The organism is Actinopolymorpha sp. B9G3 (assembly GCF_040120725.1).
Lineage (GTDB): Bacteria > Actinomycetota > Actinomycetes > Propionibacteriales > Actinopolymorphaceae > Thermasporomyces.
Map to the genome: position 1 here is coordinate 110,781 of NZ_JBEEAB010000015.1, position 13,322 is coordinate 124,102.

General features: G+C 69.3%; 7 protein-coding genes and 1 pseudogene. 3 read left to right on the forward strand and 5 right to left on the reverse strand.

Annotation, left to right across the window (positions count from 1 at the left end):
- Positions 1-37 precede the first annotated feature (37 nt).
- The 5 genes and pseudogenes from ABNF93_RS23940 to ABNF93_RS23960 all read right to left on the reverse strand — a co-directional run.
- Positions 38-751: pseudogene (locus ABNF93_RS23940) on the reverse strand (carbon-nitrogen hydrolase family protein); the annotation flags it as partial.
- The gene (locus ABNF93_RS23945) at positions 732-3,752 is read right to left on the reverse strand and encodes an FAD-binding and (Fe-S)-binding domain-containing protein (RefSeq protein WP_349330400.1); all 3,021 of its coding nucleotides are present in this window, start codon (positions 3,750-3,752) and stop codon (positions 732-734) included. The pseudogene ABNF93_RS23940 and the gene ABNF93_RS23945, both read right to left, overlap by 20 nt.
- 320 nt (positions 3,753-4,072) lie before the next feature.
- On the reverse strand, positions 4,073-6,505 hold the full coding sequence (locus ABNF93_RS23950) for an anthranilate synthase component I (protein ID WP_349330401.1): 2,433 nt from the start codon (positions 6,503-6,505) through the stop codon (positions 4,073-4,075).
- Between the two features lie 414 nt (positions 6,506-6,919).
- Entirely contained in the window at positions 6,920-8,317 is a 1,398-nt protein-coding gene (locus tag ABNF93_RS23955) for an Nramp family divalent metal transporter (RefSeq protein WP_349330402.1), read from the reverse strand.
- Between the two features lie 296 nt (positions 8,318-8,613).
- A complete protein-coding gene (locus ABNF93_RS23960; protein ID WP_349330403.1) occupies positions 8,614-9,567 on the reverse strand; it encodes a carbohydrate kinase family protein in 954 nt (317 codons plus the stop codon).
- Positions 9,568-9,913: 346 nt separating this feature from the next.
- Here ABNF93_RS23960 and ABNF93_RS23965 point away from each other — a divergent pair, with 346 nt between their 5' ends.
- From ABNF93_RS23965 to ABNF93_RS23975, 3 genes are all read left to right on the forward strand, one after another.
- Positions 9,914-10,687: a phytanoyl-CoA dioxygenase family protein gene (locus ABNF93_RS23965; protein WP_349330404.1), complete on the forward strand. Its 774-nt coding sequence runs from the start codon at positions 9,914-9,916 to the stop codon at positions 10,685-10,687.
- Positions 10,688-10,842: 155 nt separating this feature from the next.
- Positions 10,843-11,820 (forward strand): helix-turn-helix domain-containing protein, encoded by a 978-nt coding sequence (locus tag ABNF93_RS23970; protein ID WP_349330405.1) that lies wholly within the window; start codon positions 10,843-10,845, stop codon positions 11,818-11,820.
- A 120-nt stretch (positions 11,821-11,940) separates the two neighbouring features.
- Positions 11,941-13,011 carry a LacI family DNA-binding transcriptional regulator gene (locus tag ABNF93_RS23975; RefSeq protein WP_349330406.1) on the forward strand — a complete coding sequence of 357 codons (1,071 nt, stop codon included), beginning with the start codon at positions 11,941-11,943 and terminating at the stop codon, positions 13,009-13,011.
- Positions 13,012-13,322: the final 311 nt, after the last annotated feature.

Genomic DNA, 13,322 nt, shown 5'->3' on the forward strand with positions numbered 1-13,322 from the left:
CGCTGACCGAGATCTGTCGGCTGCGCCGACGGTCCGAGGTGAGGGTGGCGCGGATGATCGCGCCGGGCTCGGGGCCGGCCTGCGCGACCGCCGTGCCGTCGGCGTTCCAGATTCCTGACCGCCCGACGGCGTGGGTGTAGCCCTCACCGGTCGAACCCGCGAAGCTCGCCACCGCCACCCAGACCCTGTGCTGACGGGCGATCCGGACGGCCCGCTCGGCCAGGATGCCCGCGCGGTCGGTCGACTCCAGGACGCCGGCGACGTACGCATCGATTCCGAGGGCGGCGGTGTCGGTCGCGTGCTGCGGTATCCCGGTGTCCCTGCAGATCGCGAGGCCGAGCCGCCATCCGTCGACGTCGAGCGCGGCGGGTTTGCTGCCTGGGGTGAACCGGCGCTGTTCTGCTGGCCCCAGCCACATCTTGCGGTACGCCACTGAGGCGCCGGTGCCGTCGACGGCCAGCATCGCGAGGTACGACCGCCCAGCCTCGCCCGTCACCGGGGCGCCGACCAGGGCGAGCGAACCGGTCTCGGCGCAGGCCTGGACGAGGGGGTCGAGGCGAGCATCTTCGGCCGTGATCGGCGGGGCGTTTAGCTGGTATCCGGTCAGGGAGAGTTCGGGAAAGACCACCACCCGGGCGCTTGCCGAGCGGATCGTCGCGGCGTGGCTCGCCGCGTTCGTCGCCACGTCGTACGACACCAACGGCGGCTGGGCGACCGCGATCCTCAACGGCTCACGCACGCCGACCCTCACCTCCGGACCCGGAGCCCACCCCGAGCGCGCGGGCCGCCAGCTGGGCCAGATGCACGGGCTCGCGTTCGCCGGCCTGGCGTACCTGCGTACGACAGCTGAACCCGTCCGCCAGCACGGCAACCTCGGTGTCGGCCGAGCGGACCGCCGGCAACAGGACACGTTCGGCACAGGCCATCGACACGTCGTAGTGGCCCTTCTCGAACCCGAAGTTGCCGGCCAGGCCACAGCAGCCCGAGTCGAGCACGTCCGCCTTCACCCGCAGGGCTTCGAGCACTGCGGTGTCGGCCGCGAACCCGAGTTCTGCATGCTGGTGGCAGTGCACCTGGACGAGCGCGCGTATATCTGGCGTACGGACGACCACATCGTCGGTGTGGCCGGCGAGCAGCTCGGCGAACGTCGTCGTCTGGTCCCGCAGCCGGGCGGCGCGCGGGTCGCCGGGCAGCAGGTCGGTCAGCTCACCCCGGAACAACGCCGTACAGCTCGGCTCCAACCCCACCACCGGAACGCCGTCGTCAAGCCAGGGTTGCAGGGTCGCCAACGTCTGTCGCAGGACCCGCTTCGCGATGCCGAGTTGGCCGGTCGACACCCAGGTGAGGCCGCAGCACACCCGCTTCGTCGGTACCTCGACGCGGTAGCCGAGCGATTCCAGCACCGCCACCGCGTCCATGCCGATCTGGGGGTCGAACGCGTTGGTGAACGTGTCTGGCCACAGCACCACTCGCGGCGCGTCGACCGGCTGGGCCTCGGCCGCCGCGCGACGCCGCCGGAACGTACGAACGAACGTCGTGTCCGCGAGGGGCGGGATCTCCCGCTCGGGTGTGATCCCGCCGAGCTTCTTGGCGACGGCCGCAAGGGCCCGCACCCGGGCGGCGGCGTTCGCGACCCGCGCGAACGGTGCGGCCATCCGCAGCCACAGCGGCAGAAACCCCATGGAGTAATGCGAAAGTGGACGCAAGCGTCGGGCGTAGTGCTGGGACAGGAACTCCGCCTTGTAGCTCGCCATGTCGACGCCGACCGGACAGTCGGTCTTGCATCCCTTGCAGGACAGGCACAGGTCCAGCGCGTCGTGCACCTCTTCGGACCGCCAACCGTCCTTGACGACGGAGCCGTTCGCCATCTCGAAGAGCAGCCGCGCCCGGCCGCGGGTCGAATGCTTCTCCTCCTTCGTGACCCGGTAGCTCGGGCACATCACACCACCCTGCGACGCGAGGCACTTGCCGACTCCCATGCAGCGCCTCGTCGCGCCGAAGAAGCCGTCGACGTCATGGGCGAAGGCGAGCGTCGTCTCGGCGGGTCGCACCGTCGGCGGCGCCACGAAGACCCGCAGATCGTCGTCGAGCTTCGCCGGATCGACGATGCGGTGCGGGTTCATCAGCCCGTCGGGATCCCATGCGGCCTTGAACTCTCCGAATGCCGTACGGATGTCGTCGGGGTACATCCGGTCGAGGAGTTCGGCGCGCGCCTGACCGTCACCGTGCTCGCCGGACAGTGAGCCGCCGTGCTCCACAACGAGATCGGCGGCCTCCTCCATGAACCTCCGGAAGCCCGCGACGCCGGGTCTACTCAACAGGTCGAAGTCGATCCGGACGTGGATGCACCCGTCGCCGAAGTGGCCGTAGTAGATGCCGCGCCGGCCGTGCGTACGCATCAATGCGTCGAATCCGCGCAGGTAACTGCCGAGCCGGTGCGGCGGCACCGCGGCGTCCTCCCAACCGGGCCAGGCCTCGCCGCCGTCGGTGAGCCGCGTGGTGCTTCCGGCACCTTCTTCCCGCACCCGCCACAATGCCCGCATGTGCGCGGGATCGGACACGACGAGGTTCGTCGCGCCGACGCCCGCCATCACGCGGGCGACGGCCTCTGCTTGCTGACGGGCGTGTGCGGGTGTTTCGCCGCCGGTCTCGACGTACAGCCAGGCGCCGCCGGCGGGCAAGGTGTCGAGCACCGGGTTGGCGGGGTTCCGGCTGCGGACGATCTCGACGATCGCCGCGTCGACGCTCTCGATCGTGAGGGGAGCGAGATCGAGGAGTGGTAGGACGTTGTCGGCGGCCACGAACTGGTCCGGAAAACCCAACACCGCAAGGGCGCGTGCCGGCGGTGCCTCCACGAGCGTGACCTCGGCCTCGAGCAGGGTGGCGCAGGTACCCTCGGTGCCGACCAGCGCCTTGGCGAGGTCGAATCCGTGTGCGGGCAGGAGTTGGTCGAGGTTGTACCCGGACACCCTCCGAGTGAGCGCCGGTGTCGGTGTCGTCGGGCTGGAGGGCCGACCGGCCAGGTTTCCGCCGTACAGCTGGTCGATCCGGGTGCCGTGGCGGTCGCGGATGGCGGCGAGATCGCGGTAGAGCCGCCCGATCCGTCCGTCGGCGGAGGTGAGGCGGGCGAGGTCGGCGTCCGAGGTGGGGCCAACGGTGAGCTGCGTACCGTCGAGCAGGGCGACCCGCAGCGTGGCCACGTTGTCGACGGTCTTGCCCCACGCCACCGAGTGGGCCCCGCAGGCGTTGTTGCCGATCATGCCGCCGAGCGTGCACCGGCTGTGCGTCGACGGGTCGGGCCCGAACGTCAGCCCATGCGGCCGCGCGGCGGCCCGCAGGTCGTCGAGGACGACGCCGGGCTGGACGCGTGCCTTTCGGGTGTCGGGGTCGATGTCGACTATGGCGTTCAGGTGCCGGCTGAAGTCCAGCACCACGGCCGTGTTGACCGCCTGCCCGCCGATGCTGGTGCCGGCGCCACGGGGGAGTACGGGGATGCGGAGGCGGTGGCAGACGTCGAGAGTGGCGAGGACGTCGTCGGTGTCGTACGGCTGGACCACACCGATCGGCACGTGCCGGTAGTTGGACGCATCGGCGGACCACATCGCCCGGCTGCCCGCGTCGAAGCGCACCGCTCCTCGGACAACCTTCGCGAGCGCGGCATGGACGGCTTCGGCCGGGATGTCGCTGCCGGACGGGTGGTCGCTACCGGTTGGGTGGCCTTGAGGGTGGGACGTACGCGGGTCAGGCGGCACAGCATCGAGCCTTCCACGCCGGCTCTGTTCAGCGCCCACCACCCCAGGGCGCGACAGTACGGCGGGGGCGCGGCCACAGTACGGCGGCGGCGCGGCCACAGTACGGCGGCGGCGCGGCCACAGGACGGCGGGGGCGCGGCGACAGGACGGCGGGGGCGCGGCGACAGGACCGGGGACGCCAGCCCGCGCACACCCGTCGCCGGCGTCCCCTGGACCATGATCATGCGTGGATAAACGGGGCCATTGTGCGGCTCATCAGCCCAGTTTCTGACGCATGATCATGGGAAGGCACCCATGCATGATCATGGGAAGGCACCCATTCAGATCACAGTGATCGTCGCGCGACTCCGGCACATCGTGAGCACGTTGCCGACCACCTGGTGACCCGCGCGGCCGGTCGCCGTCAGGATCGACTCCGGGTGGAACTGCACCGCCCAGCGACGGCGGACCGGATCCTCGATCGCCATCGCGACGGCCGCTGTCCCACCCGAACCAGTCTGGTTCGCGGTCGTCGCCGTCACCGCGAACCCACCGCCAGCACCGCCTCGTACGGTCGTGGCGCGAACCTGGTCGGGCGTGGCGAACAGCGAGTGGTACCGCCCGGCCGTGAAGCTCGCGCCCATGCCGGCCAGCAGTTTGCCACCCAGCACGTGGACCTCGGCCGGCTTGCCGTGCGCGGGATAGGGCAGCAGGTCGAGCGCACCGCCGTCGTACTCCACCATCGCCTGCAGCCCCAGGCACACCCCGAACGCCGGCAGGCCGCGTGCGTCCAGCGCTCCCAGTAGCGACGCACAGTCGAAGTCGGTCGGGCGTCCCGGACCGGGGGAGAGCACGACGAGATCCGGCGCGAGTTCGTCCAGCATCGCCTCGGCGAACCCGTACCGCAGCGTCGTCACGCCGGCACCCTGCTGCCGGAAGTAGTCGCCGAGCGTGTGGACGAACGAGTCCTGGTGATCGACGACCAGGACCCGCATCCCGTTATCAGGAAGGGATTCGACCGCCGCGGGGGCGACACCCCCGGAACCAGCGCCACCCGATCCTGCGCTACCGGACCCTGCGCCACCGGACCCTGCGCCACCAGATCCTGCGGCACCAGATCCTGCGCCACCAGACGGCGCTTCCGCCGCGCCACGGTCGACGTCACCCGGCGTCGCGAGGGCGTCAAGAAGCGCTTGCGCCTTGAGGTGGGTCTCGCGCTCCTCCTCCTCCGGATCCGAGTCGTACAACAGCGTCGCCCCCACCCGCACCGACGCGACACCGCTGGAGATGTGTGCCGTCCGCAGCATGAGCCCGGTGTTCATCGATCCGTCGAAGCCGGCGACGCCGATCGCTCCGCCGTACCACCGGCGCGGCGCGTCCTCGTGGTCCTCGATGAACTGCATCGCCCACTGCTTCGGCGCGCCCGTCACCGTCACCGCCCACATGTGGGTGAGGAACGCGTCGAACGCATCGAGCCCGGGCCGCAGTGTCCCCTCGATGTGGTCGACCGTGTGGATCAGTCTGCTGTAGAGCTCGATCTGGCGACGGCCGATGACCCGGACGCTGCCGGGTACGCAGACGCGGGACTTGTCGTTGCGGTCGACGTCGGTACACATGGTGAGCTCGGCCTCGTCCTTGGTGGAGTTGAGCAGCGTACGAATCTGCTCGGCGTCCTCCAGCGGGTCGGCACCACGGCGGATCGTCCCCGCGATCGGACAGGTCTCGACCCGGGAGCCGGTCACGCGGACGTACATCTCCGGCGACGCGCCGACGAGATACTCACCCTCGCCCAGGTTGAAGAAGAACTCGTACGGCGCCGGATTCCGTTCCCGCAGCCGCGAGTAGAACGCCGCCGGCGACGCGCACGGTCCGTGGACGACATGGCTGGGCGTCACCTCGAACAGGTCGCCCCGGAAGAACCGCTCCTTCGCGTCGCGGACGATCTGCGCGTACCTGCCGGGAACGGGAGCGGGCGGCACCTCCTGGCTGCGTACCACTGGCGTCGGTTCGGTGTGCCGGGGCAGGCCGGCCGTGCTCACGCCGTCGACGATGAAGTCGTACGCATATCGCACGGAAGTCTCGCGCTTCCGGTCGACGACGAGGATCTCGTCCGGGAGGTGCAGCACCAGGTCGCGATGGGCGGCGGCCCCGCGATCGTGCACCAGGCGCAGCGGCTCGAACTGGTGGGCGAGGTCGTAGCCGTACGCACCGTAGAGCCCGAGCTGGTGGTCGCCGTCGTAGGAGAAGAGCGCCACGATCGCCCGCAGGGTCGTGAACACGGTCGGTTGCCGGCTGCGCTCCTCCTCAGCGAACCCGTCACCGGCCGCAGCCGGGACCTCGACCTCGAGGTGATCCGCCGCCGTCGCCACGACCTCGCCGGTGCGACTCATCACGGCCGCGACAGCGGACAGCAGGACCTCACCCCGCGCGTTGAGCGCCGTCGCGGTGACCCTGCGACCGCGCGCCGCGATCTCCAGCGGCGGGTCGACGTAACCAAGATGCCAGCGGCTGTAGCGGCCTGGATAGTCGATGCCGGAGCTGAGGATCCCGCCCCGCCGCGTCTCGACACCGGAGGCGAACTCCTCGAGCTGGTCGCGGATGCCGCGCTCGGCGTAGTCGGTCCGGTCGGGCCGGTCGACGCGGCCGGCGCGGTCGGTGGGGTCGACGGGGTGGTTGGGGTCGGCGCGGTCGACCAGGTCCATACGGTCGGCGCGGCTGGTGGTGCGCGTCACGGCGATCCCGCCGGCGGTGCGGTAGCAGGTCGTGTCGTCCACGGTGGTCGCCCTTTCAGGTGGGCCCGCACCGGTGGGTTGTTCCTGCGTAGGACACAAGAAAGCGACCGCCGGTGAGGGCGGTCGCATCGTTCGATCGTCAGTTGCGTTACGGAACGAGGGCTGCCGCCTAGAGGCGGCGCCACCACTGAAGCTGGAGTGCGTTCCGTCTGCGCATGGGCCGCACCTTAGCACGGGGCGAGGGACATCTCGTTGGTACGAGGGAACCCCGTCGAGGGTGCACCGCTTGGATGAGGGGACCCTTGCGACGGGCCTGGCCTGGGTGAGGGGACCCTTCACACGAACCTATTGGATCAGGGGCACCCTCATGCGAACCGCCATTGGATCAGGGGGCCCCTCATCCAATGGGGAACCCGTCGCCACCCGCGCCGGGGGAGCTGGGGCCGATCGGCGGAGCTACTCGATCGTGAAGCCGAACACGCTGACCAGCGTGTAGAGCCCGAGCAGCCCGATCGCGGCGCTGCTGACGACCAGGACCACGTGGAACGCCCGGCCGCCGTACAGCCGTGGGTCCACATCGACCTTCCGCAGGTACCACACCGCGACGACCACGCCGAGCAGGAAGACGCCGGTCATGACGCCGCCGATCTGCACCATGATCACCGGCGAGCTGATCAGAAGGTACGCGGCACCCCACACGATGGGCAGCACCACGATGAACAGCCGGATCCACCGCTGCCGCGCGAACGGCTCGCGCCAGTCGAGGGCGCCGAGAGTCGCGAGGACGTTGGTGTACATCCGCGCCCAACTCGGCACGGCCGCCCACAGGGTCGAGCCGAGCACGGCGATCGCGCCGATGAGGAATGCGATGGTGGCCCATTCGCCGAGGGTGTCGGTGTACATCCGGGAGAGGGTTGTCAACATGTCGTTGCCCTCGGGTGAGAGCCCTTGCGGATGCAGAACAGCCGCCCCCATGATGAAGAACGCCAGCGTCGAGAAGGTGTAGACCACCCACGAGACAAGGGCATCCTTGTACATCACCTTGATCCAGCCGTTGGCCCGGCGTACCCACGCCTCGCTGCCGTCGTTGGGGCCAACCCAGCGGGCGTACCCCTTCTCCACACACCAGTACGTGTAGAAGGTGATCTCGTCCGCGCCGACGCCGGTGATGCCGAACATCGCCACCGCCGCCCCGACCGCGCCGGCCGGAATGCGGAACGCCAACCCGCCAAGGATCTCGCTGCTGTCGTAGGCGAATGGCGTGAAGGGTAGACCGAAGGCGATCACCACGGTGAGGACCGAGAACACGACGACGAGCACGAACGCGCCACGCTCGATCAGGCTGTAGCGATTGGAATACAGCAGCGTGACCGTGCCCAGGACGATGATCACGGTCCAGATCGCCAGCGACGTCGTACCCAATGGGTCGCCGAACGGCATGAGGATGCTCAAGGCGACCGCGACACCACCGACGATGCCACCCAACTGCAGCACCTTCGACAGGGCGAGCAGGACCCACAGGACGTTGATCCAGCCGATCCGGCCGAACCGTGGCGGGACGCGGTTGTAGCCCGACAGCGCAGGCTCGCCGGTCGAGATCGTCCAGCGCGCCAGCTCGACCTGCAAGGCGACCTTGACAGTGGTCGAGATGATGACCATCCACAGCAGCGCGAAGCCCGCCTGGGCGCCGAGCGTCGTGGTGGCGATGAGCTCACCCGATCCCACGATCGAGGCGCTGACAATGAGTCCGGGGCCGAGGTAGCGCAGGCTCGCGCCCCAACCCGTGGGTGGTTCCTTGATCCCGTCGGCCGTCAGCTTGTACGGATCTGCGGCGAGCCTGGCGTCGATGGCCATCGCTGGTGCTCCTCTCGGAACGCTGGAGACCCGGTGCGTAGTCAGCGTTCGGGTTGTCCCGGTGGATGCGTCGTGCGTGGTGCGTCGGCGGGTCGAGCCTAGGGCGGGTGAACGAACGGCCGTGGTGCCGTTGTCCGGACTCGGACGCCCTTTCGAAACATGGCTTCCGGCACCCGGAAACCATCAGCTCCTGCGTGACTGCTCTGACGCCCCGCGTCGCCGGATCGGTACGCCCGAGCACCGAGTCAGTCTGGGCCCCGGGTCAGTCTGGGCCCCGGGTCAGCCTGGGCCCCGAGTCAGCCTGGGCCCCGAGTCAGCCAGGCCGTCACCTCGGCATCGGTGGGTACGCCGGAACGTCCGTCGACGGCGCGGCACGACAGAGCGGCGACGCCGTTCGCGTACCGCAAGGCGGTTGGGAGGTCGAGCCCGCGGTCGACAGCGACCAGGAGAGCGCCGTGGAACACGTCACCGGCGCCGAGCGTGCTCACCACGTCAACCGTGAAGCCGGGAACGTGCACCGGCTCGTCCCGCGTGTCACCCTGGCGATCTCCATTGGCACTCGCCGGTTCGCTGGCGTACGGATCTCCGGCGGCAAAGGCACCCCTCGCACCATCGGTGGCGACCACACAACGGGCGCCGTCGTCGAGCGCCCGGGCGAGCAGGTCCGGCACGGGAAGATCGCCGTACGCACGTCGCAGCGACACCACTGTCGGCCCGTAGAGGTCGACTCCGGAGGGTGCGAACCCGGGGATCGGGTTGCCCGCATCGACAGACAGCCGTGGTCCGTCCGCCGCGGAAGGGTCGAGGAGCGGACGGACTGCCGCCCACCCGATGTGATCACAGTGCACCCACCCCGCACCGGTGATGAGGTCGCGGGCAGAGCGCTGAGTGTCCGGAATGCCGAATGCCGGGAGCGGCCGCGTACAGATCGCCCGGGTACCCGCCGACCGGTCCACCAGCACGACGCTCGCACCGCCCGTGCCTGCGGGGACAGGGACCAGTCCGCTGGTGTCCACGCCTTCACGAACGAGGTCGGCCCGGATCCGTTCGCCCTGCTCGTCCGCGGCAACCGGCCCGATGAATGCCACGTCACCGCCCAGCCGCGCCGCCGTGACCGCCGCAGTGGCCGAGTTTCCTCCTCCGGCATGGATGACGGCGTCGGCGAGGAGTCGTTCGTCCGAACCGGGGAGTCGGGGCACGACGGCGATGGTGTCGGCGTTCACGGATCCGACGAAGACCAACCTGCTCACGGCCGGTACGCAAGCAGAGCGTGTACCCGCCGGTCAAGCAGCGCCGGGCCAAGCTGCCGGTCACCCAGCATGCGAATGCCCGCCCGCGCCGACGCCCCGCGCCGAGGTGCGCCGTAGGCCCGCGCGACCGCCCCGCGCGACCGCCCCGCGCGGCAGTGCCGGCGCCGACATGTGCCCGGTAGGCCGGTGACCGACTCCGGCGTACCACTCGTCCATGTCCGTTTCCTCAACAAGGATGTCTGTCGAGGCCCCGCGACCTGAACGCCGTGCGCGCCTACGGTCGGGACGTCGGCACGTAGCACGACGTCACCACCTCCGAGACGAGGTGGGAGAGCCGGGAGGAACCATGGTCGACGATGCACAGCTCGCGTCCTATGCCGCGTCCTACGCCGAGGAGGGCTTCGTCCTCGTCAAGGGCCTGCTCGACAAGGCCGAGGCGGCGCAGTACCGCGAGGAGTCCCACGCCCTGATCAAGCGTCTCAACCGGGACGCGGACCCCACCTGGGGCAGCGCCCGAGAGCTGGCGATGGGCAACCAGACGGAGCTCAAGCACTGCCACGACGTGCAGTTCTACGCGGCGGCGTTCGCGAAGCTGATCATCGATCCGCGGTTCACCGACGTGGCCGCGGCGGTGATGGGCACCCCGAATGTGCAGCTCCACCACACGAAGCTGTTCATCAAGCCACCGGAGAAGGGGTCGCCCTTCCCGCTGCATCAGGACCACCCGTTCTTCCCGCACGCGAAGCACTCGATGGGTGCCGCGATCTTCCACTTCGACGACGCTCCGCTGGCGAAGGGCTGCGTCCGGGTGGTGCCGGGTAGCCACAAGAACGGCCCACTGGCGCACGCGTCCGAGGGCAGTTTCCACCTGCCGTTCTCGGAGTGGCCGCTGGAGAAGTCGGTGCCCTGTGAGGCGGAGGCGGGCGACGTCCTCTTCTTCACCTACCTCACGGTGCACGGGTCGGGCGTGAACACGACCGACCAGGCGCGGACGACGCTGCTCGTGCAGTACCGCGATCCCGAGGACCCGCCGACCACGGACATGCACACCGGCTCGCTCGGCCAAGGCATGATCCTCCGCGGTGTGGACCCGACCTGTCGGAGCGAAGCCTCGCCGTGAGTGCGGTTCCGGTTGGCGACACCGTCAACTCCCTGACACCGGACCTTCCGGTCCCGGACCGGTCGGCGACGCACCTGCCGGCCCGGGAGCCGGACGGTCCGGTATTGGCGTACGACGGGCGAGATATCGAATTCCTACATTCTGTACGAATTGGGATGGATGTCGCAGATCACCGCGCCGAATTCCTCTACTGGGGTTTCTACGAACCGCGCCCGTGGCGAAACTTTCTGCATACGCATTCATTCTTCGAGATCTGTTATGCGTACTCCGGAAGCGGGCTCTTCCGTACCGGCGAGCGGGAGTACACCGTCGATTCCGGCACATTGTTCGTTGCCCGGCCTGGAGATGTCCACGAGATCATCTCGAGTACGGATGATCCACTCTGCCTGCACTTCTGGTCCTACACCCTCATTCCCGCGCCCGTTCGAACCACGCAGCGGCACGCCCGTCCCCGTCTCGATCCCGGTCCCGGCGCCGGGTTGACCGCTCACGACTCTGAAATGACCGATCACGGACGCCGGCTGCTCGAAACCTTCGCGAGTCCGGCGACGCCGGTCCTTTCCGGATCCGCCGTACGGGTACCCGCGTTACTCGAACTCCTTGCCCGCGAGGCGACCCAGCCGGGTCCGGCGTTCGGTGAAATCGTCAACCGGCTTGCCGGGATGCTGGTGATCGACACGGCGCGCGCGGTCGTGGACGACCCGACCCTCATCCCGAGTCCCGAGGCGGCGTTGCCGGCCCGCGACGAACAGGTGGCGCGCACGATGGTGCGGTACCTGCAGGACAACTATGACCGGCCGGTCGCGGTCCGCGATGTGGCGGCACAGGTGCATCTGAGCGAGCGCCACGCCGGCCGTGTCTTTCGTGCGTTCACTGGTACGACGGTCCACGGATTTCTCGTCCGGCTCCGGTTGGAGATCGCCGCACAGCGACTCCTGGAACGGGCGGTACCGAAAAGGCCGCCGTCGATTACGGAGATTGCGCGTTCGTGCGGATATCCCGATGTGCGCCACTTCACCACCGCGTTCCGCCGGCACTGGGGTGTCACGCCTGGTGTATTCCGGGCCGGTAATGGCACCGCACACGTCGAGCGCGGACCAGATATGAGGGGCGACGCGCCGACTCCATACTGAAGCGTTGTTGACGCTCCTGCCGAACACTGGCTACGGTCCGTTGATATTCCTTGCGCGCGGGACTCCCGACGCGTGTTTCCTGACCCGCGACTGGTCGCGGTTCGCTCGTTGGGAGGTGGCGTGACCCACGCGAAGCGGCGTACCACCGCAGGGTCAGATGTCCCGGCTCGGATCACCCTCGCCGATGTCGCCGCGCATGCCGGCGTGTCACGTTCGACCGCGTCGCGTGCACTGACCGGTCGTGGCTATGCGGCGCCCGACGTGAAATCCCGGGTGGACGCGGCCGCCGAGGAGTTGGGCTATGTTCCCGACGCCAACGCGCGGAGCCTGAAGGCGCGCCGCACTCCCACGGTCGGCCTGCTGGTGTCGGATCTGCGCAATCCGTTCTATGCGGAGGTCGCGGCAGGGGCCGGCGGTGTCCTGCGCGCGCAGGGCTACACGATCCTCCTGGTCGACGACGCCGGCAGCGAGTTGGAGGAGATGGACGCGGCACGGACGTTCCTCGCCATGCGGGTGGCGGGAGTTCTGCTGACGCCTGTCTCGGCCGCGGCGACGCAGTTCATCGTGCGGCAGGGGGTACCGGTGGTCGAGATCGACCGGCAGTACTGCCGGGGCGAGTGCGACGCCGTCCTCGTCGACAACGTCACGGCCGCGCGTGACCTCACCCGGCACCTGATCAAGCTGGGTCACCGGCGGATCACCCTGATCGCCGACGAGTTGGGGTGGACGACGGGTGCGGGCCGCGCGAAGGGTTACCTGCAGGCGTTGGCCGAGGCGGATCGGCCTGCCGGCGACGACGCGGTGGTGTCGTGCGGCTTCGATCCCGAACGCATCGAGAAGGAAGTTACCGAGCTGTTGTCGAAGCGGCGCCGCCCCACGGCCGTGTTCGCGGCCAACAACCTGGTCGCGGAGATCGTGTGGCGGCAGGCGACCCGGCTCGGGCTGCGGATTCCGGACGACCTGTCCTTCGTGGCGTTCGACGACTCGCCGTGGATGAGCATGGTCCAGCCCGGCATCACCACGGTGGGCCAGCCGTCGGTTGAGGTCGGGGCCCGGGCCGCGCGTCAGCTGGTGAACCGGATCGGCAAGCCTGGCAGGCCGCGTACCATCCGCCTCGACTGTCCGCTGATCGAGCGCGGCTCCACCGCCCGGCTCGGCCGCCGCCGCGCGTCGAGCCGCACGAGTTCCTGACCTACGTCCGGCCGGCCCTGGTTGCCCGCTGACCTGTGCCGCCGCTGCAAATGACCACGCTGAGCATGCCTGTGAACCAAATCCAGGCATCGACGCCTTGTCACCATGACATTCACCTGCCCAGCGTGGTCATTCGCGGTGCTCAGCGTGGTCATTCGCGGTGCTCAGCGTGGTCATTCGCGGGCTGTCCCGGGTGCAAGGCCGCCCCGCGAGCTCTGCTGCAGCGTTTGACGGTGAGCGACAGGCGCCCGTACCTTCAACGTGGTAACGATTCCAGATCGCCACGCCGTCGGGCAGACGGGATCCGCAGC